We start from the raw sequence: 17,299 nt of genomic DNA, 5'->3' as shown, positions 1-17,299 counted from the left end.
AGCCGAGGGGCACGACCGGGCCCTCAGTAGGCCACGGTGAACCGTTCGCGCCGGTGGGCAGGCTGCTCGATCTCGTCCACGACAGCCACGGCCAGATCCTCACCCGAGATGGCGGACGTGCCCTGCTCGTCGGTCAGCAGCACGTCGCCGCCCACCCGGTAGTGGCCGGTGCGCTCACCGGGGTTGTAGGCGCCGAAGTTGGCCGCCGGGCTGAGAAAGAACCAGTCCAGGCTGTCGTCGGACGCCCGCAGTTCTGTGAGCACCCGGGTCAACTCCAGCGCTTCGGCCTTGAACGCGTCGGGAAAGCCGTCGCCGTCGACCAGGCGCGGCCCGCCCGGTGCGACCTGCAGCGAGCCCGCGCCGCCGATCACGCCCAGCCGGGTGTCGGTGCCGGTCAGCCGGGTGATCAGCGCGTCGGCCACCTTCTCGACCTCACCGGCCATCGGGCCGCGCGGCGACAGCGCCAGAATCACCACATCGGCGCCTTGGACGGCCTCGGCGAGGGTGACCTCGTCGGTCACCGAGCCGGTGCGGTAGGTGACGCCCTCGACCTGTCGCTCGGGCAGCGAGCGCGACCACGAGGTGACCCGGTGCCCACGGGCCGCAGCCTCGTCGACGATGTGGCCACCGGCGTAGCCGGTGCCGCCCAGAACGGTGATGCTTGCCATTGTTTGTTTCTTCCTTCGATCGACTTCCCCCACCGGGGCTTCACTAGTTACCATAGGAGAGTAAGTTTCTTGAGGCAATAAGGCACCTGAGAGTAAGTAACTCACTTCTTGGTCAGCTTGGAGGCGCGATGAGTGCGGAATGGGATCCCTACCGCGGCGACTGCCCGAGCCGCATGCTGCTCGACCGCATCGGCGACCGTTGGACGGTGCTGGTGGTGGGCGTGCTGAGCGACGGTCCGCACCGGTTCAGCGAACTCGGCCGCCGGGTGGTCGGTATCTCGCAGAAGATGCTCACCCAGACGCTGCGCAGCCTCGAACGCGACGGCCTGATCACGCGAACGGTGTACGCCGAGGTACCGCCCCGCGTCGAGTATCGGCTCACCGAAGCCGGCCACACCCTGCAAGAGCCGCTGCGCGCGCTGCAGACCTGGGCCACCGAGCACATGGACGCTGTGGTCGACTCGCGGCGCGCATACGACCGCGTCGGGGGCAGACTGGACCGATGAACACGGATGTGATCACCGAACCGACCCCCACCACTCTCGAGGCGGCCCCCACCGCCGTGGTGCGCCACCCGGGCGTCACGGTGGCCGAGTTGCGTCCGCTCTTCGACGGCGGCTACCCAGCCATTCTCAAGACGGGTGTCGCGGTGACCGGCCCGCCCTTCGCGGTGTACCGGGGCGACCCGGGCCGCACCTTCGACCTCGAGCTCGGCTTTCCGCTGGCCGAACCCCTGCCGGCCACGATCGAGGGCCCGGTGCCGGTGCAACCGTCGCAACTGCCGGCCGGACGAGCCCTCACGATCAGCCACCTCGGGTCGTACGGGTCGCTGCCCCAGTCGTGGGGGCTGCTCGACGAGCACGCCCGCAGCCATGGGCTGACGCCCAGCGCCATGCTCGAGGTCTACGTCAGCGAACCGGGGCCCGACGTCGACCCGACCACCCTGCGCACCGACCTGTACCTACTCGTTGGTTGAGCTTGTCGAAACCCCTGATCACTCGTGGTCTCGGCAAGGCTTGACCGACGACTCACCAGCCGCCGCCACCGCCGCCGCCGAAGCCGCCACCACCGCTGAACCCCGAGCCGCCGCTGCTGGCCGAGGTGGCCGCCTGCATCGAACTCGACATCGTGTTGGCCAACTGGTCGAGCGATGAGGTGAAGCCGGCGTTGAACAGGGTGCCGTAGCCGTACCCGATGTACCAGGAGTTGTCGGCCACGTAGAGGCCCTGCGCGGCCAGTTGCTCGAAGATCTTGGCCCAGCGCTCGGCGACTCCGAACACGATCGCGTAGGGCAGGTAGCGGCTGAAGATGTCGACGCCCTCTTCGAACTTGATCTGGTCGGCCTCTGCCGTGGTCAGGTAGAGCTCGAAGCCCTTGGCCTGGGCCAGCACGGCCGACCCGTCGGCGGTGCGGCTGGGGAACCGGTTGTTCAGCGCCAGCATCAGCACTCCGCAGATCACGAACGGCAGGGCCACCAGGCCGAATCCCACCAGTCCGAGCGCGAAGCCGAGTGCCGCCCCGGCGGCGATCAACGCGACGCCGCCTGCGATGGCCAGGCCACGGGAGGCGTTCGGGCTGCGCCGAAACCAGCCCAGTTCGCTGGTCACCCGTTGGTACAGCTTGCTGCGGGTGTCTTCGAGCACACCGGAGTAGTCGCGGTCGCGCAACTCATCGGTGGTGACCGTCGAGCCGTGCTGAAACAGCTTGCTCAGCAGGTTCTGCTCGTAACCGACCAGTTGGTCGCGGCCGCCCAACTGCACGAACGTCCAATCCTTCTTGCCCTGCTGTTCGATGCGCAGGTGGCCGCGAACTGCCAGGTCGATCATGGTGGCGGTGATGTCGACGTTGTTGGCCGTCGAATCGACCAGCACCCCCACCTCACCCGGACGGGCACCGCGCGGAGGCGTGAACTGCACCGCCACGGGCGTCTTATCGGCTGCGTAGCCGACGCTGACCTGCTGACCCTCGGCCGGCACCACGCCCGGCGTCAGGCCCAGATACACCTCGTCACGGGCGCCGCGGCGGGTGCGGCGCAGCAGGGCGCCCAGCCCCACCGCGGTGAGTACTGCCGCGATGCCCCCGGTCACCGGGGTGACCGGGAACATGTTGCCGACGGTCAGCCGCTTCTCGAGCCGCGGCTCGGCACCCACGAAGGTGCCGGCGGGAAAGCCGGTCACCACCTGCAGGGGCTCGCCGGGGTCGACGGACGCCTGCTTGAACGTGGCGCTGGTGCCCGATTTGTCACTCGACTCGCACGACGAGGTCAGGTCGCCGCCGGCGAAGCAGGCCGCCTTGGTGACGTCCGCGGGGCCGGTCACCTTCACGGTGATGTTGCTGATCGGCACCTCCCAGCCGGTGCCGATCACGTTCCAGTTGAACTCGTCCAGCCCCGACGTCGCCTGCTTCGGGGCGATCAGGCCGCGAATCGTGTAGGTGATCCGGTACTTCTGAGTGCCCGACCAGGTGCGAAACTCACTGCCCACCCGAATCAGCAGGTTGCCGTCTTTGGTCTGGGTCTGCACGTCGTCGCTGGCCCCGGACGGACTGGTCACCTGACCCACGGTGACGTCGAGCATGCGCCAGTGATCGGGATCGTTCGCGATCTCTTGCCGCAGCGGCAGGGTGATGTAGGGACCGTGGCCCGAGTCACGCCCGAAGTCGAAGTCGAAGTCGAGCGTGACCGTGGTGGTGCCGTCTTTCGCCGCGTCGGCGGTGACCGCGTACCGCTTGATGCTGTCGTCGGCCGAATCGGCCAGGGCCCGGGGCGCGGGCAGCACGCTGAGCAGAAAGACTCCCAAACCGGCCAGTAGTACCAGCAAACGTCGCATGCCTCCACGCTAACAAGCCAGGGAAGCATTGCCGCCGGTAGTTCGAGTGTGACGCCCCGCACGACGATCGGTTCGTGGGCGCCGGGGCCGAGGCCGTCTGCGCTCAGGTGCGGTGCCCCGTGCTGGTCATCTCGGGATCGATGGACGTCTGCCAGGACCCTCGGCGCGGACCTCGGCTGGCCGAGCTGACCGGTGGACGGTCGGTCGTGATCGAGGGCGGCGGGCACCTGGTGCAGGCCGCGATCCGGTCAAGGTGAACCTGCTGATCCGCGAGTTTCTCGCCGGCCTCTGACGAGAACTCTCCGAGCGCTGAGATCACCGCTGGTCGAGCTTGTCGATACCACGGCGTTGAGGGGGCTCGACAGGCTCGACCAGCGAGAATCAGTTGTTACTAGAGCAGCTTTCTGATGTCGGCCTCGATGGCGGCCGGCTCGACGGTCGGGGCGTACCGGCGCACCGGACGTCCCTCGCGGTCGATCAGGAACTTGGTGAAGTTCCACTTGATCGCATCATTCAGCACGCCGCCCTTCTCGGAGCGCAGCCAGCCGAACAGCGGATGCGCGTCGGCACCGTTGACGTCCACCTTGGCGAACATCGGAAAGGTGACGCCGTAGTTGAGCTGGCAGAAGTCGGCGGTCTCGGCGTCGTCGGCGAACTCCTGGTTCGCGAACTGGTCGCAGGGAAAGCCGAGCACCACCAGCCCCTGCTCGCGCAGGTCGCTGTACAGCGACTCGAGACCCTGGAACTGCGGAGTCAGACCGCACTTGGACGCCGTGTTCACCACCAGCACCACCGAGCCGAGATAGTCGGCCAGGCGCTGGTCCTGGCCGGTGATGCGGCGGGCTTCGAAGTCGGCGAGGGTGGTGGGTTCCGGTGAAGTGGTCACACGTCGACAAGGCCGCACGTGACCGCGATATTCCCTGCGTGGAGATTTCATTCCGTGTGCGCTGCGGTTTCTTCGTTGGGCAACCGGACGCAGATCGTCACGGTTGTGGCCTACATTGCCGCTCATGACGGCGATCGGTTCGGATTGGCGAGTGGTCGAAGGCGTCGTGACAACCTGGTTCGACGCCCCTTCGTTGAGCGCGGCGGCCGCGCTCGCAACATGCATCGCGGGCCTGGCGCCCAGCGCCGCGATCGACCTGCGGTCGGCCGGTGTGCGGGTGCGGCTCGACGCGGCCGAGCAGACCGGGGACGTCTCGGCGGCGGCACAGGAGCTCGGCCTGGTCGCCGATCCGGGCGTGCTGCAACAGCTGAGCGTGGTCGTCGAATCCGCCGACCCGGCCGCACTGAGCCGGTTCTGGCAGGACGCGCTCGGCTACGAAGCTGCGGCGACGGGCGACCTGGTCGATCCGTTGCGCAGAGATCCGGCCCTGTCGTTACGGCAGTCGGCGGACGCGCGGCCGCTGCGCAACCGCATACACCTCGACGTGGTGCGACCCGCCGCCGTCGTCGAGCAGGCGGGTCTGGGCGAGGCGTTCGGTGCCTACGGGGTTTGCCACGCCGACGCCGACGGCAACGAGGTCGACGTCGTGCCCGGCGACCCGCTCGGCGAGACGGACGCCACCAGCGACTGGCAGGCGGTGTTCGGCGCGGTGGCGAGCTATCGCACCACGTCACCGGCGGCCCAGGGTGCGCTGGCCGTCGCACTCGCCGCGTTGGCCGACGAGGCGGGCTTTCCGCTGCTGATCGACCTGCCCCCCGGCCTGGTCGTCCTGGACAGCGGAAAGGACCGCTGGGAGGCGGACGCCCACGGTCTCGACCTCGACTTCGTCGAGCTTGCGGCCAGGCTGCAGCGGGCGGCTCGTGAGGCCGGCGCCACGGCCGATGCGACCCTTCCCCGCTTCGTGCAGCTGTTCATGGACGCCGCGGACGTCGCCGCGGTGCGGGCGTTCTGGGCGGCGGCGCTGGGCTACGAGCCTGACCGGCGCGAGGGCGTCACCGACCTCAACGATCCGCGCCGGCTCAACCCGGTGCTGGTCTTTCAAGAGCTCGACCCTGCCGAGGTCGAGCGGCGCCGGCAGCGCAACCGCATGCACCTCGAGCTGGCCGTGCCGGCGGACGCGGCCCGAACGCGCGTCGAGACCGCCCTGACCGCCGGCGGACGCCTGCTGGGCGAAGCTGCCGACCGTTGGCTGATCGTCGACCCCGAAGACAACGAACTGGTCGTGAAGACCGCGCGGTGACCTAGTGTCCGGTCAGGTTGATGCGCTCGCTATTTGTTGATCGCGCGGCAGTAGCGCCGCGTCGGCCGAGTCGTCGCCGAACGGCACCTGCTCGGCGGTACCGAGCCCACGTCCACCCCCGGGTGGCGGGCCGCGCAGGCAGCCACGAAGGGTTCGGACGGGTCGCAGGCCAGCACGTTCTCGGCGCCGACCAACCGCACCAGTTCGCCGGTGAGCGCGCCCAGCCCGCAGCCCACGTCGAGCACCTGGCTGGACGGCCCCACCTCGGCGAAGGCCGCGAACTGCACCGAGAGCGGCATCGAGTAGCGCCTGGGTAGTTGTGCGTACGAACCCGTGCCCGTCGAACCCGGGTATCGGTACCGGAACTGCCAGAATGGGGCGGGAGGCCTTGGTGAGCGAATCAGTGGCGCGCCGGCGAGTGGTCAACCCGGTCGACGTCATCGACGTGTTCGTCTACGTCGTGGTGCTGAACCTGGCCATCGAGTACGTACCCGTCGTGATCACCGAGACCTTCACCATGTCGCTGCTGACCGCAGTGCTGCTCAAGGTCGTGCTCGAGGTGGTCGTGTGGGCGAAAGACCATGTCAAGGGCCGATTCAAGGCGGCTACCACCACGCCGGGCAAGGTGGGTGCGGGGCTGCTGTTGTGGGGGTTGATGATCGGCAGCAAGTTCGTGGTGCTCGAACTGGTAGCTCTGTTGTTCGCCGATCAGGTGAAGCTGGGCGGTTTCTGGTCGGTGACCGGTCTGCTGTTGCTCCTGCTGGTCGCCCGAGCCGGTGTGCGGCGGCTGCTCGGTGCGCCCGACCCCGCGACGTAGTCGCTCAGAAGTTCTTCAACTCCTGGCCGTTGGCCTTGCAGGCCGCCTTGATCTGTTTCTTGCTCTCGGCGGGCACCTTGGCCGGGTCTTTGAGGTAGGTGATGGCCAGGTCGAGAAACTGCCTCGACTCGCCGGTCACCTGACCCGAGTCACGCAGTTTCTCCAGACCCGTCAGCGCCACCTTGCCGGCCACCGAACCCGAGGCCGCGACGGCGTCCAGGGCGGGGCAGCCGATGGTGTAAAGGTCGGCGGCCGATACTGCCGCCTGGCTGCAGCCGGTCAGGGCGAGTGTGCCGGCGGCGACCGCGGCTGCCAGGCCGCGGGCGGGGGACGTCGGAAGCATGGGGCCAGAGTAGAAGCGCGATCGCGGGCCGGGCCGCACAGTATCGTGACCCTGACCAGGCCGAGAGAACGATGGGGTGAGATGCCGACCACACCGGGGCGACGCACCGCCCGCGTGCCGGGTCTGGACGAGTTGCGCCTGCTCACCAAGGTGGCCCGGCTGTACCACGAGAAGGGCGTGCGGCAACCACAGATCGCCGAGACCCTCAAGCTGTCACAGGCCCGGGTGTCGCGCATGCTGAAGCAGGCCGAGAGCCTCGGCATCGTCACCACGGTGATCACCATGCCGCCGGGCGTGCACGGCGACCTCGAAGACCAACTGCAGGCCCACTACGGGCTTCGCGACGTGGTGGTGGTCGACGCAGAGCCCGCCGAGGTGCGCGCCGCCTTGGGTGCCGCCACCGCCGCCTATCTGGGCATCACCCTGACCCGCGGTCACGTGGTGGGCATCACGTCGTGGAGCGAATCGGTGCTGGCGGCTGGGGATGCCGCTTGCGCAGGTGGTAGAGCAACTCTGCAAGCACATCGTCGGTCCATTGAACGTGGAAGGGCGGCGCTTCGGGTGTGACGTACAGCATTCCCAGCCGTTCGCGAAGCGTGCGCGAATACCACACGTTTGAATCAACGAAGATGACCCAGCGGCCGGGGTTGAGCACCGACGAAGACTAGCCACCGGGTCGGCATTGTCGGCGGAGTCAGTCTTCGTCGCCTTCAAGTTCGAGAAGCTTGGCGAAAGCGGCCCGCTCGCGGGCACGGCGCGCACGGAGTGCATCGAAAACGTCGCATGCCCGCAGTCGATGATGCGTGCCCACCTTGTGGGCCGCAATCGTTCCTTCTTCGATCATCTTCATAAGCGTGGGCCGCGAGACGCCCAGAATTCCCGCAGCAGTGGTGGTGGTCACAACGTCGGGCACCGAGCCGATCGTGACCGTACCCCCGCGCGCCATCACACTGAGCACCTGCTGCAACAGACGGCCGATCTCGGCAGGCACAGCGTCGGCGCGGTGGCCATCGCGTTCGACCGCGAGCACACCCTTCGGACCCTCCAGGTGCTCAAGAACATCTCGAGCCAGGCGCGCCTCATGACCCGTTACCAGGACGCGGCTGGAACCGGATTGCATCGTTGACATGATGACAGGCTCCGTTCGTGACGCACTCATACACTCAAGTGGCTGCACCTACAACTGTAGGACATTGCAGTTACATCTACAATACTTCCTGCGATCTGCGACTCGGCGCCGCCGTCTGATAGTACGGCTGCCATGCATGCCATCAGCTACCCCGACTACGGGGCGACCCCAACCATGGTCGACCTGCCCGAGCCCGTCTGCCCGCCCGACGGTGCGGTGGTGGCCGTACGCGCCACCGGCGTCTGCCGCTCGGACTGGCATGCGTGGCGCGGGCACGATCCGGTGCCGCTGCCGATGGTGCCCGGGCACGAGTTCGCGGGCGTCGTGAGTGAGGTTGGCCGCCTGGTCAAGGGTTTCGCGGTCGGCGACCGGGTGACGGCGCCGTTCGTGAACGGTTGCGGCCGCTGCACCTGGTGCCGAGACGGGCACGCGCAGGTCTGCCCCGACCAGGAGCAGCCAGGCTTCACCCGGCTCGGGTCGTTCGCCGAGCGGGTGGTCGTGACGGCCGCCGACTTCAACCTGGTGCGACTGCCACAGGCCGTCGACTTCGTCACCGCTGCCGCACTCGGCTGCCGGTTCGCCACCGCTTACCACGCCCTGACCACTCAGGCCCAGCTCGCACGCGACGACTGGCTGCTGGTGATCGGTTGCGGCGGGGTGGGACTGTCGGCTGTGCTCATCGGGCACGCCCTGGGCGCTCGCGTGATCGCGGTCGATCCGTCGGCTTCGGCTCGCGACCGCGCCGCTGAACTTGGGGCGTCCCGGGTGCTGGCCGAGGCCGACCCCGAGGTGATCCGCGACATCACACAGGGCGGTGCGCAGGTCAGCATCGACGCCGTGGGATCGGCGGCCACGGCGTCCGCCGGCGTGCTCGGCCTGAGTCGCCGCGGACGGCACGTGCAGGCCGGGCTGATGCTCGGCGCCAACGCGAACGCCCCGTTGCCGTGGGACCGGGTGATCGCCCACGAACTCACCGTGGTGGGCAGCCACGGCATGGCCGCGGCCGAATACCCCCAGTTGCTGGCACTGATCGAGACCGGCGCCCTCGACCCCGGCCAGTTGGTCGGGCGTGTGGTCGACCTGACCCAGGCGAGCGAGGAGTTGATGGCGTTGGATCGTCCGGTCTCTGCCGCGGCAGGCATCGTGGTCGCGACCGTGGGACGTGAGGCGACAGCACCACCGACCCCTGCTGGGCACAAAGTGCCACGGGATGGCAGGGAAGATGCAAACCTGCGACCTGCGGCAGAAGCGGGCATGACGCGTTGCGTTATAGTGAATGAGTGATCAGGTCGTTTCGCGACTCGGCAACCGAGCGGCTCTGGTCACGCCAACGGGTCAAGACCATCGACCCACGCATCGAACGAGCCGCCCTGCGGAAGCTGGTGATGCTGGATGCCGCTGAGACCCTGGACGACCTGCGCGTGCCACCGGGCAACCGGCTCGAAGAACTCCGGGGAGACCGGGCCGGCCAGCACAGCATCCGGATCAACCAGCAGTGGAGGATCTGCTTCACCTGGACCGACGCCGGACCGATCGACGTCGAGATCGTCGACTACCACTGAGGAGGTGCCATGACGACCACTACACCCATCCACCCCGGCGAAATCCTGATGGAGGAGTTCCTCGAGCCGCTCGCAGTCAGCCAGAACCGGCTCGCCGTCGCAATCGGCGTGCCGCCACGTCGCATCAACGAGATCGTCCACGGCAAGCGCCGCATCACGGCCGACACCGCACTACGGCTCGCCCGCTACTTCGGCACCACCGACCGGTTCTGGCTCAACCTCCAGATCCGCTACGACCTCGAAGTCGAAAAGGACCACCTCGGCAACAGCCTCGACCGAATCGAACCACTCGAAGCCGTCTGAACATCCAACTACCTGCGGCATAGGCGGATGTTCAGAGAACTCGTGGTCGTTCTCGGTAGTGCGACCATCAAGAATGGGTGGCATGAGCGTGAATCTGGTCGAAGTCCTGCCGCAGGGCGCGGTGGACGAGACGGTGGTGGACCGTCGCACGGACCTGTCCTGGACGGTACGTGTCGAGCCCTTCAGACTGTCAGCCACCGTGGTCACGTGCGGCCTGTGGAACGAGGTTCACCGCACCCCGAATGACCTGGCAGAGGCGGACCTTCCGAAGACGGACGTGAGCTGGCGTGACGCGGTCCTGTTCTGCAATGCGCTGTCCGTTCGGGAGGGACTCACGCCGGTCTACGAGGTCTCTCAGCGTGTCGTCCCCGAGCCGTCGCAGTGGCGGGCGCACAGCGAGCCGGAGATCGACGACTGGGTCGTCGTCTGGCGCCGCGCGGCTGATGGTTACCGTCTTCCCACCGATGCCGAGTGGCAGGTCGCCTGCCGTGCCGGTAGCAGTGGCGCCCGCTACGGCGACCTGGACGACATCGCTTGGTACGCGGGCAACTCTGGCGGGAGCATCCACCGCGTGCGGATGAAGGAGCCGAATGCGTGGGGGTTGTTCGACATGCTGGGCGGGGTGTGGGAATGGTGCTGGGACTTGTACGACACGGCGGTCTACGGTTCATACCGCATCATCCGTGGTGGTGGATGGAGCGACCCAGAGTGGAGCTGCCGCGCTGGCGTCCGCCGCAAGACCAACCCCACGGCCAAGTTCGATGACCTGGGCTTCCGCCTCGCTCGTGGCGCCATCCCCCCGAGCACCACAAGATCCCGACCACTCACGGAATGCGTCTCTGTCGGCGGCATGATCGGATGTCGGAGTATTCGGGCGGACCATGGCCCGGCACGTGCGATGCTTGGCCGCAAGATGACTGCACCTAGTCTGAATGCGTGGGACGAGCGCTCATTTGACCCGGCGGCGGGCCCGACCACTTTCGTCCTCGGCGCAGGGTTCTCACGCGCAGTCGATCACCGCATGCCGTTGACCGATGAGCTTGGGAACCTATGCCTTCCACTACTCAGGCAGCATCTTCCGTCCGACGGACCGAATGAGTTCTCCGGCGGTTTCTTCGAGACCTATCTTTCTGCACTCGCTGCGGATCAACCGTTTCTAGACTCCGCTGAGAACGGCGAGAATCATGCTCTGTTCGAGCGGTTCAGCTCCGCGATAGGAACGATTCTCGGCGCACGCCAACACGAGGTGCTGGCCAGCGGCCCCCCGCCATGGCTGGTGGGGTTGATTGTGGTGGCCCACACACTTAAGGCGGGCGTGGTGACATTCAACTACGACACCTTGCTCGAGTGCTTGGTTGCCTCGCCTCTCGGGCCGCTTGACGATGCGCACGGGGAGGGGTACTTCGACCCGTTCTTCTGGGACGAACTCACAGGTGGAGTTCCAGCATGGCCACCGGGTCCGGCCCGACTTGCCGCCACGCGCCGTGAGACCATGAGACTGTTGAAGCTGCATGGGTCGCTCAACTGGTACTGGAGCCCAGGGGATTCGACGGGGGCAACTGTTGCGAAGCGTGGGCTACCGGGGAGTTGGCTTCGCCCGGCCGTCTACGAGGAAGGTGATCGCCAACGAGAGCTACCCGGACGCGTGCCCTTCCTCGTGCCGCCGACGGCAACAAAGTCACCGTTCTATGGCTCCCCCCAGCTTCGGGAGTTTTGGCAGCAGGCGCGTCAGCGCCTCGAGGCCGCGTCCCATGTGTTTTTGTTGGGGTACTCGCTACCGGCAACGGATACTACGACCGGCACGATGCTCCGGTCAGCTATTGGAACGACCAACTCCACGGTCGTGATCGCCGATCTCAACCCCGGGCCAGTGATTGACCGGCTAAGGGCCATCGGTGTTTCGGCGGATCGCATCAAGGTTGTGCCAGAGGTCAGCGAATCGCCGGTTCAGGACCTGTGTGAGCTGATTGTTCGGGGAATGTCGAGAAGAAACCTGAACTCCCTGCAATCGGTTGCGGCGTCTGATCCGCTCGTCGTGAGTTGGGGAAGCCACTGCCACGCCCGCGTCCGGGACGTCCACGCGACGGCCGATGAGGTGAGGTTGGAACTCGACGAGCCGGTGGCTTCATTGAGCAGCATTAATCAGGAGGGCAGCGCCCGCGTGAAGCTAGACACCGAGCTGAATGCTCCAGCCACCGCTCGTCTCACAGCGGTTCTGCCGAATTGCGAGGAGCAAGCCGTTATCGATCACCTGAAGCTCTCGTTCTCTACAGGGCGCGGTTCCTGGAGAGTGTTGCGACCGTCGGGCCCCAGCCCCCTGTTGAAGGGGATGTAAACCCGCGGCCAGCGGCGGCTGTGCGGGCTCCGGGTTCTTTGACGCAAGGGCCGCCGAAGTTGGGGCAACATCTGCTGGCCCTCAAGAGTGGGCAGTTCGGCCGAGTGACGTCGGGCACTGCTCCGTGTTCGGGAAATGCGTGAGCAACATGTGCTGCGCTCCGGATACGGCTCTAGGATGGCGGGGTGGAAGACCTATCCACCCAGTGGCTGCATTCGGATGTCGACCTCGACTGCCCCAACTGTCACTTCAGCTTCTGGGTGCGGATGTCAGAGATCATCGTGCAGACCGTTGTTTTGTGTCCCTGCTGCCGGATCCGTGTTCAACTGCAGGATGATCATGGTGGCATGAGCCTGGCCGGCCGGACTATTGAGAATCTGATCGCGGACGCATTGAAAGGACTCCTCTGATGCGGACTGAGCAGGACCTGCAGGTTGCCTTGCGCGAGCGGTACCGTCGATGCCTGGTCCAAGGCTTCGAGACCTTGAGTCACGAAACGGCGCTGTTTCGGGAATGGTTAAGCAAGCAGGCCAAGCTCATTTCGTTGGTAGAGGACGCGGCGAGAGTCGAGCCGGAGTTGGACATCGATACTTGGATGAAGTCGTTTTATGGCCACTACGGGTTCAACTGGCACTCTAGAACTGAGGCAGGGCGAGCGACGCTGGCATGGGCCGTGATCAACGCCGTCGCCGATGACCCTCAGGGCCAACAGGGTGTCCTGAGTTTTGGGCATGGTTTGAGTTCCAGCAACAACCTGAATGACTCCGCACGCGAACTGGTCGAGCGGATCTATCAACCCTTCTTCGACTATCTCATTGACCACGTGGCGGGTGAAAGCAGTGTCCTGTATATACTCGATCGCTTCGTTCGGTACGTTGAGTGGTTCGTTCGTGAAGACTTGTACATTGCCTATCAGGCTGACACTGCAAACGGCGAGAGGGTCTACGACCAAGCCCTGCGGCGGTTCCTCTTCCGAGAAGGGATCAACATGCCCTACAGCCAAGCCAAGAGTGCATCTGGCCTCTCAGATGTGCTGACTGATCTGGACACCGAAGACCCCCTAATCTGTGAAGTGAAGCTGTTCACAGGTGACAAGCGAGGCATTGCCGGTGGACTGCATCAAGCCGTTCTCTATGCTCAGGACTACGGCAAGAACAGCGCGTATCTGGTAATCATGAACCTTTCGGGCAGGCCGTTGAACCTCCCGAGCGACGGGCCCGAGAGCGCACCTCGCTACCTCGATCTCTCTGGGGTTCGGGTCTACCTCATGCCCGTTCGTGCGCTTCCGCCAGAGACCTCGGCAAGCAAGGCGGGCAAGGCGAAGCCGATAGTCATCATGCGCGATTCGCTCGTGGACCCCGACAGCGCGTAACAAGGCGGAATCCGAGGTCGCGAGGCGCCGTCAGACGGACTCGATCATCGGCATGACCGGACGGACTCGACAAGCTGTGAGAGTTGGTGGTGGCTGGCCTGGGGCTAGCTGGCAGGGTGGTGGGACCGGTTGTTCGTGTGCGGGTCGTGACCCTTCGACAAGCTGACCGTCCGCAATTGTGCGGGGTGTCTTGGTCGAGATCTGTCCGGCTCGTGCACGGAGAACCGGCCGACCATCCCGGCCCACTCGTTGGCCTGATAGAAGCCCGTCCCACCGCTTTGGCGGGGTGACCGATCACAGTAACGCCACGGGTGACTCTTTCCCCGGGATGGCCGCGCCGGTTCGACCGGCTCGATGCCCAACATCCCGAAAACAGGAGGCTCAGACACCGATGGCCATCGTTGCAGATACCTACACCTATGTGGTGGGTGTGGACACCCACGCCGCCACTCATCATTACGCGATCGTGGAGACCCGTAGCGGCGGCCAGATCACCCACGGGAAGTTCCCCACCCATGCCGCGGGCTTGTTGCGGGCCGTGGATTGGATCAGCCGCCGCACCAGTGTTGACGACAACCCAGCTGTCGACCAGGTGCTGATCAGCATGGAAGGCACCGGCAGTTACGGCGCCCAGGCAGCCGAGCTGCTCGCCGCACGCGGTTACCGGGTCGTCGACGCACCCTCGCCGAAACGGGCTCGTGGCAGCGGCAAGAACGACCACATCGATGCCCTGGTCGCTGCCCGCGGCGCGTTACCCAAGGACAGCGAACGGCTCGCCGACCGACGCGCCGGCCATACCCGTGCCGCGCTGCAGATCCTGCTCACCGCCCGCGACAGCATGCGACGCGACCGGACCCGTTCCAAGAACCAGCTCACCGCGCTGCTACGCACCCACAACCTCGACATCGATGCCCGCAAGGGAATCAACAAGGTCCACATCAGCCTCATTGCGGGCTGGCGCAAGCGGCCCACCGACACCACCCTGGCCCGGATCGCCCGCACCGAAGCGCACCGCCTCGCCACCCGCATCCACACCCTGGACGCCGACCTCGACAGCAACGAGAAAGCCATCAACGCCCTCGTGCGTGAACTCGAACCAACCCTGCTCGACCTGCCCGGCCTCGGACCCATCAACGCCGCCATTGTGCTCGCCGTCTGGTCTCACCCCGGCCGCATCCATGACGAAGCCGGCTTCGCCAAGATCGGCGGCGTCTGCCCCCTGGAGATCTCCTCGGGCAACTCCAAGGATCATCGCCTCAACCGCACCGGCGACCGACAACTCAACTCAGCCCTGAACTCCATCGCGAACACCCGCATGCGACACGACGAAACCACCAAGGCCTACGTCAAGAAACGCAAACAGCAAGGCCAAACCAAACCCCGAATCCGACGCTGCCTCAAGCGCTACATCGCCCGCCAAATCTTCCGACACCTCAACACGACCACCCTTGACAAGACATAGAAGCGTCTCGATTACCGACATGACATTGAGCTTTCGCACTGAACGAGCACCCAGGTCTTCGTTGGGTCGCAGTCTTAGCTACCGCCTGACGCCGAGCGGGCGCGCCCGAGATTACAGCCGTGTAGTTCTCCACAGGCTTACCCACACCTGTGGACGCACCGCGCGGGTACTGTCACCGCATGGAGTGGCTGACCGGACGCGACCTCTACCGCGCCGTGATCACCGAGGGCGTACTGCGCGCCGAACGGTCGATCTGGATCGCCACCGCCAACCTCAAAGACCTGTACGTGCCGGGTACCGGTCGCCGCTACCGTCCGATTCTCGATGAGTTCAGCCGGCTCGCCCGCGACGGCGTGCAGATCAGGGTGATTCACGCCGAACTGCCCTCGCGTAGCTTCCGCGAGACGTTCGACTCACTGCCCGCTCTGGTTGACGGCGGGTTGGAACTGCAGATCTGCCCTCGCAGCCACTGGAAGATGGTGATCGTCGACGGCACCCTCGGCTACACCGGATCGGCCAACTTCACCGGCGCCGGCCTGGGCGCCAAGAGCGAGCGCAACCGCAACCTCGAACTCGGCGCGGTCGGCCGCGAACCCGAGTTCGTGGCCATGCTGGAGCGAACCTTCGACGCGTTCTGGATGGGTGACCACTGCGAAGGCTGCGGACGCCGCGAGTTGTGCCCCGACCCGATCAGGTAGCCCGGCGAGGGTAGATCCCGGCGTTCGCCGGGGCCACGGTCCGCTCAGCGCCCGTGATCACGCAACTGTCGACCGTCCACGCGCGCAGTTGCTCCGACAGGGTGACGCCGAGGCGCGGACGATCGGAAACGATCATGCGGCCGTCCGCGATCGCCATGCGCTCGTTGAACAGCGGGTCGAGCCAGTCGAAGTGCTCCACCCAGGGTTCGATCGGGTAGGTCGCGGCCAGGTGGCAGTGAATCTCCATCGCGAAGTGCGGCGCCAGCGTCAACCCGGCCTGCGCCGCGAGGGTGGTGAGCTTCAGGAACTCGGTGATGCCGCCGACCCGCGGGGCGTCCGGCTGAATGATGTCGCACGACTGATGCTCGATCAGCTTCACGTACTCGGCGACGGACGCGAGCATCTCGCCGGTGGCGATCGGGGTGTCGATCACGCGGGCCAGTTCGGCGTGGCCGAGGTAGTCGTAGGCGTCCAGGGGCTCTTCGATCCAGACCAGGTTGAACGGCTCCATCGCCCGGCACATGCGCATGGCGCTGGGGCGGTCCCACTGCTGGTTGGCGTCCACCATCAGGGGGAAGTCGTCGCCCAGGTGTTCGCGCATCGCGGTCAGCCGGGTCATGTCGACACCTCTATCGGGGGGCCGACCTTGATCTTGATGCCGCCGATGCCGGCCTCAACGCTGCGAGACGCGTTCTCGAGCACCTGCTCGATGCCCTCGCCGCCGTCGGCCATCGGCACCTCGACGCACTGGGCGTCCGGGAACACCGAGCGCACGCCGCGCGTCATGGCCGCGGCCGCCTCGGCGGCCGACATCGACTCCTTGAACGAATCGGGTGCGCAGACGACCTTCATGATGTGCTCCTCGGCTCCATTGCCCTGCCGCTGCTAGCGCACCATGCAGGGACGCTTGTTGTCGAACGTCCAGCCGGGGATCAGGAACTGCATGCCGACGGCGTCGTCGCGGGCACCCAGCGCATGTTCCAGGTACAGCTCGTGGGCGGCCTGCACCTGGTCGCGGTCGATCTCGATGCCGAGACCGGGCGCGTCGGTGACGGCGATCTCGCCGCCGACGATCTGCGGCGGCTCCTTGGTCAACCGCTCCAGGCCCTCCTGCCAGATCCAGTGGGTGTCCAGGGCGTTGTACTCCCCCGGTGCCGCCGCACCGCAGTGCGCCACCATCGCCAGCGAGATGTCGAAGAGTGCACCCGAGGGCCGCGCTGCGTGGGCGTGGCGCTGCGCTACAACAACCCCGTGATGGACGCGATCAGCTGCTCGGTGCCGATCGAACGCATGACTGCGGAGCGGCTCGAACAGATCGCGTCGGCGTTGACCCGGGCGGCTCGGCAACTGGAGGATTCTGCCCCCGTGCAGGGCACCCTCTGAGAGAGCCCGATCAGTCGGCGGGCTTGTTCTGCTTCGGCTTGATCGTGGGCATCTTGATCGTCACGTGGCCCGATTCGAGGTCGTGCGGCTTGGGCCCCCAGGCGCCCTTCTCGTAGTCGACCGTGATCGAGTTCTCGAGGTCGCGCTGCTGCCGGGCATGCCGGGCGCCCGGATTGAACAGCTCGAAGAAGTCGCTCACCGATTCAGTGTAGG

The 17,299-nt window shown here is 66.2% G+C and carries 25 protein-coding genes; 15 read left to right on the top strand and 10 right to left on the bottom strand.

Going from position 1 to position 17,299, the window contains the following annotated elements; translation table 11 throughout:
- Positions 1-23: 23 nt before the first annotated feature.
- Entirely contained in the window at positions 24-668 is a 645-nt protein-coding gene (locus tag MPLG2_RS15005) for an NAD(P)-dependent oxidoreductase (protein WP_105186834.1), read from the bottom strand.
- Positions 669-796: 128 nt separating this feature from the next.
- Here MPLG2_RS15005 and MPLG2_RS15000 point away from each other — a divergent pair, with 128 nt between their 5' ends.
- Positions 797-1,174, top strand: coding sequence for a winged helix-turn-helix transcriptional regulator (locus MPLG2_RS15000; protein WP_105186833.1), 378 nt, complete (start codon positions 797-799; stop codon positions 1,172-1,174).
- Complete coding sequence (locus tag MPLG2_RS14995; RefSeq protein WP_105186832.1) at positions 1,171-1,644, top strand: GyrI-like domain-containing protein; 474 nt, start codon at positions 1,171-1,173, stop codon at positions 1,642-1,644. Before MPLG2_RS15000 ends, MPLG2_RS14995 begins: the two co-directional genes overlap by 4 nt.
- A 52-nt stretch (positions 1,645-1,696) precedes the next feature.
- On the opposite strand, the gene MPLG2_RS14990 is transcribed toward MPLG2_RS14995, so the two are convergent.
- On the bottom strand, positions 1,697-3,496 hold the full coding sequence (locus MPLG2_RS14990) for a DUF2207 domain-containing protein (RefSeq protein WP_105186831.1): 1,800 nt from the start codon (positions 3,494-3,496) through the stop codon (positions 1,697-1,699).
- Between the two features lie 74 nt (positions 3,497-3,570).
- Between MPLG2_RS14990 and MPLG2_RS14985 the strand changes: the two genes are divergently transcribed.
- The gene (locus tag MPLG2_RS14985; RefSeq protein WP_105186830.1) at positions 3,571-3,753 is read left to right on the top strand and encodes an alpha/beta fold hydrolase; all 183 of its coding nucleotides are present in this window, start codon (positions 3,571-3,573) and stop codon (positions 3,751-3,753) included.
- A gap of 134 nt (positions 3,754-3,887) precedes the next feature.
- On the opposite strand, the gene MPLG2_RS14980 is transcribed toward MPLG2_RS14985, so the two are convergent.
- Positions 3,888-4,382 (bottom strand): glutathione peroxidase, encoded by a 495-nt coding sequence (locus tag MPLG2_RS14980; RefSeq protein ID WP_269459150.1) that lies wholly within the window; start codon positions 4,380-4,382, stop codon positions 3,888-3,890.
- A 166-nt stretch (positions 4,383-4,548) separates the two neighbouring features.
- Between MPLG2_RS14980 and MPLG2_RS14975 the strand changes: the two genes are divergently transcribed.
- Positions 4,549-5,682, top strand: a complete 1,134-nt coding sequence (locus MPLG2_RS14975; protein WP_231935680.1) for a VOC family protein — start codon at positions 4,549-4,551, stop codon at positions 5,680-5,682.
- A 29-nt stretch (positions 5,683-5,711) separates the two neighbouring features.
- Here MPLG2_RS14975 and MPLG2_RS14970 read toward each other — a convergent pair whose 3' ends face one another.
- The gene (locus MPLG2_RS14970) at positions 5,712-5,981 is read right to left on the bottom strand and encodes a class I SAM-dependent methyltransferase (RefSeq protein ID WP_197709968.1); all 270 of its coding nucleotides are present in this window, start codon (positions 5,979-5,981) and stop codon (positions 5,712-5,714) included.
- 92 nt (positions 5,982-6,073) lie between these two features.
- On the opposite strand from MPLG2_RS14970, the gene MPLG2_RS14965 reads away from it, so the two are divergent.
- Positions 6,074-6,499 (top strand): hypothetical protein, encoded by a 426-nt coding sequence (locus tag MPLG2_RS14965; RefSeq protein ID WP_197709967.1) that lies wholly within the window; start codon positions 6,074-6,076, stop codon positions 6,497-6,499.
- A 4-nt stretch (positions 6,500-6,503) separates the two neighbouring features.
- Here the strand turns inward: MPLG2_RS14965 and MPLG2_RS14960 are convergent, their stop codons facing one another.
- Positions 6,504-6,842, bottom strand: coding sequence for a hypothetical protein (locus tag MPLG2_RS14960; RefSeq protein WP_105186826.1), 339 nt, complete (start codon positions 6,840-6,842; stop codon positions 6,504-6,506).
- Positions 6,843-6,923: 81 nt separating this feature from the next.
- Here MPLG2_RS14960 and MPLG2_RS14955 point away from each other — a divergent pair, with 81 nt between their 5' ends.
- On the top strand, positions 6,924-7,409 hold the full coding sequence (locus MPLG2_RS14955) for a sugar-binding transcriptional regulator (protein ID WP_105186825.1): 486 nt from the start codon (positions 6,924-6,926) through the stop codon (positions 7,407-7,409).
- Between the two features lie 127 nt (positions 7,410-7,536).
- Here the strand turns inward: MPLG2_RS14955 and MPLG2_RS14950 are convergent, their stop codons facing one another.
- Positions 7,537-7,971 (bottom strand): excisionase family DNA-binding protein, encoded by a 435-nt coding sequence (locus MPLG2_RS14950; protein WP_197709966.1) that lies wholly within the window; start codon positions 7,969-7,971, stop codon positions 7,537-7,539.
- 132 nt (positions 7,972-8,103) lie between these two features.
- Here MPLG2_RS14950 and MPLG2_RS14945 point away from each other — a divergent pair, with 132 nt between their 5' ends.
- The 8 genes from MPLG2_RS14945 (at position 8,104) to MPLG2_RS14910 (ending at position 15,703) form a co-directional block, all read left to right on the top strand.
- Complete coding sequence (locus MPLG2_RS14945; RefSeq protein WP_105186823.1) at positions 8,104-9,255, top strand: alcohol dehydrogenase catalytic domain-containing protein; 1,152 nt, start codon at positions 8,104-8,106, stop codon at positions 9,253-9,255.
- Positions 9,252-9,533, top strand: coding sequence for a type II toxin-antitoxin system RelE/ParE family toxin (locus tag MPLG2_RS14940; RefSeq protein WP_105186822.1), 282 nt, complete (start codon positions 9,252-9,254; stop codon positions 9,531-9,533). Before MPLG2_RS14945 ends, MPLG2_RS14940 begins: the two co-directional genes overlap by 4 nt.
- A gap of 9 nt (positions 9,534-9,542) precedes the next feature.
- Positions 9,543-9,836, top strand: a complete 294-nt coding sequence (locus MPLG2_RS14935) for a HigA family addiction module antitoxin (RefSeq protein WP_105186821.1) — start codon at positions 9,543-9,545, stop codon at positions 9,834-9,836.
- A gap of 82 nt (positions 9,837-9,918) precedes the next feature.
- The gene (locus tag MPLG2_RS14930; protein WP_105187703.1) at positions 9,919-12,171 is read left to right on the top strand and encodes a formylglycine-generating enzyme family protein; all 2,253 of its coding nucleotides are present in this window, start codon (positions 9,919-9,921) and stop codon (positions 12,169-12,171) included.
- A gap of 185 nt (positions 12,172-12,356) precedes the next feature.
- Positions 12,357-12,581, top strand: a complete 225-nt coding sequence (locus MPLG2_RS14925) for a hypothetical protein (RefSeq protein ID WP_105186820.1) — start codon at positions 12,357-12,359, stop codon at positions 12,579-12,581.
- Entirely contained in the window at positions 12,581-13,543 is a 963-nt protein-coding gene (locus MPLG2_RS14920) for a hypothetical protein (RefSeq protein ID WP_105186819.1), read from the top strand. Before MPLG2_RS14925 ends, MPLG2_RS14920 begins: the two co-directional genes overlap by 1 nt.
- A 391-nt stretch (positions 13,544-13,934) precedes the next feature.
- On the top strand, positions 13,935-15,005 hold the full coding sequence (locus MPLG2_RS14915) for an IS110 family RNA-guided transposase (protein ID WP_158680754.1): 1,071 nt from the start codon (positions 13,935-13,937) through the stop codon (positions 15,003-15,005).
- 179 nt (positions 15,006-15,184) lie between these two features.
- Positions 15,185-15,703 carry a phospholipase D-like domain-containing protein gene (locus MPLG2_RS14910; RefSeq protein WP_105186818.1) on the top strand — a complete coding sequence of 173 codons (519 nt, stop codon included), beginning with the start codon at positions 15,185-15,187 and terminating at the stop codon, positions 15,701-15,703.
- On the opposite strand, the gene MPLG2_RS14905 is transcribed toward MPLG2_RS14910, so the two are convergent.
- The 3 genes from MPLG2_RS14905 to MPLG2_RS14900 are packed head-to-tail and all read right to left on the bottom strand — an operon-like array spanning position 15,696 to position 16,882.
- Positions 15,696-16,322, bottom strand: a complete 627-nt coding sequence (locus MPLG2_RS14905; RefSeq protein ID WP_269459149.1) for a mandelate racemase/muconate lactonizing enzyme family protein — start codon at positions 16,320-16,322, stop codon at positions 15,696-15,698. The two genes, MPLG2_RS14910 and MPLG2_RS14905, sit on opposite strands and share 8 nt — an antisense overlap.
- Positions 16,319-16,555: a glycerate kinase gene (locus MPLG2_RS19695; protein WP_269459148.1), complete on the bottom strand. Its 237-nt coding sequence runs from the start codon at positions 16,553-16,555 to the stop codon at positions 16,319-16,321. The genes MPLG2_RS14905 and MPLG2_RS19695 overlap by 4 nt, the downstream gene beginning before the upstream one ends.
- Positions 16,556-16,588: 33 nt before the next feature.
- Positions 16,589-16,882, bottom strand: a complete 294-nt coding sequence (locus MPLG2_RS14900) for an enolase C-terminal domain-like protein (RefSeq protein ID WP_197709964.1) — start codon at positions 16,880-16,882, stop codon at positions 16,589-16,591.
- A gap of 48 nt (positions 16,883-16,930) precedes the next feature.
- Between MPLG2_RS14900 and MPLG2_RS19530 the strand changes: the two genes are divergently transcribed.
- A complete protein-coding gene (locus tag MPLG2_RS19530; protein ID WP_158681254.1) occupies positions 16,931-17,086 on the top strand; it encodes an IclR family transcriptional regulator C-terminal domain-containing protein in 156 nt (51 codons plus the stop codon).
- Positions 17,087-17,096: 10 nt separating this feature from the next.
- On the opposite strand, the gene MPLG2_RS14890 is transcribed toward MPLG2_RS19530, so the two are convergent.
- A complete protein-coding gene (locus tag MPLG2_RS14890; RefSeq protein WP_158681253.1) occupies positions 17,097-17,285 on the bottom strand; it encodes a hypothetical protein in 189 nt (62 codons plus the stop codon).
- Positions 17,286-17,299 lie beyond the last annotated feature (14 nt).

It is taken from the genome of Micropruina glycogenica, assembly GCF_900289045.1.
Classification (GTDB): Bacteria; Actinomycetota; Actinomycetes; order Propionibacteriales; family Propionibacteriaceae; genus Micropruina; species Micropruina glycogenica.
This window is presented reverse-complemented; position numbering and strand designations above follow the sequence as displayed.

Excerpts from the sequence above, each read along its gene's own strand:
- MPLG2_RS14930 (WP_105187703.1), top strand. The coding sequence starts at position 9,919 with ATGAGCGTGAATCTGGTCGAAGTCCTGCCGCAGGGCGCGGTGGACGAG.
- MPLG2_RS19695 (WP_269459148.1), bottom strand. The coding sequence starts at position 16,555 with ATGAAGGTCGTCTGCGCACCCGATTCGTTCAAGGAGTCGATGTCGGCC.
- MPLG2_RS14945 (WP_105186823.1), top strand. The coding sequence starts at position 8,104 with ATGCATGCCATCAGCTACCCCGACTACGGGGCGACCCCAACCATGGTC.
- MPLG2_RS14950 (WP_197709966.1), bottom strand. The coding sequence starts at position 7,971 with ATGTCAACGATGCAATCCGGTTCCAGCCGCGTCCTGGTAACGGGTCAT.
- MPLG2_RS15000 (WP_105186833.1), top strand. The coding sequence starts at position 797 with ATGAGTGCGGAATGGGATCCCTACCGCGGCGACTGCCCGAGCCGCATG.
- MPLG2_RS15005 (WP_105186834.1), bottom strand. The coding sequence starts at position 668 with ATGGCAAGCATCACCGTTCTGGGCGGCACCGGCTACGCCGGTGGCCAC.
- MPLG2_RS14910 (WP_105186818.1), top strand. The coding sequence starts at position 15,185 with ATGGAGTGGCTGACCGGACGCGACCTCTACCGCGCCGTGATCACCGAG.
- MPLG2_RS14995 (WP_105186832.1), top strand. The coding sequence starts at position 1,171 with ATGAACACGGATGTGATCACCGAACCGACCCCCACCACTCTCGAGGCG.
- MPLG2_RS14960 (WP_105186826.1), bottom strand. The coding sequence starts at position 6,842 with ATGCTTCCGACGTCCCCCGCCCGCGGCCTGGCAGCCGCGGTCGCCGCC.
- MPLG2_RS14905 (WP_269459149.1), bottom strand. The coding sequence starts at position 16,322 with ATGACCCGGCTGACCGCGATGCGCGAACACCTGGGCGACGACTTCCCC.
- MPLG2_RS14915 (WP_158680754.1), top strand. The coding sequence starts at position 13,935 with ATGGCCATCGTTGCAGATACCTACACCTATGTGGTGGGTGTGGACACC.
- MPLG2_RS14935 (WP_105186821.1), top strand. The coding sequence starts at position 9,543 with ATGACGACCACTACACCCATCCACCCCGGCGAAATCCTGATGGAGGAG.
- MPLG2_RS14900 (WP_197709964.1), bottom strand. The coding sequence starts at position 16,882 with ATGGTGGCGCACTGCGGTGCGGCGGCACCGGGGGAGTACAACGCCCTG.
- MPLG2_RS14920 (WP_105186819.1), top strand. The coding sequence starts at position 12,581 with ATGCGGACTGAGCAGGACCTGCAGGTTGCCTTGCGCGAGCGGTACCGT.
- MPLG2_RS14955 (WP_105186825.1), top strand. The coding sequence starts at position 6,924 with ATGCCGACCACACCGGGGCGACGCACCGCCCGCGTGCCGGGTCTGGAC.
- MPLG2_RS14990 (WP_105186831.1), bottom strand. The coding sequence starts at position 3,496 with ATGCGACGTTTGCTGGTACTACTGGCCGGTTTGGGAGTCTTTCTGCTC.
- MPLG2_RS14970 (WP_197709968.1), bottom strand. The coding sequence starts at position 5,981 with ATGCCGCTCTCGGTGCAGTTCGCGGCCTTCGCCGAGGTGGGGCCGTCC.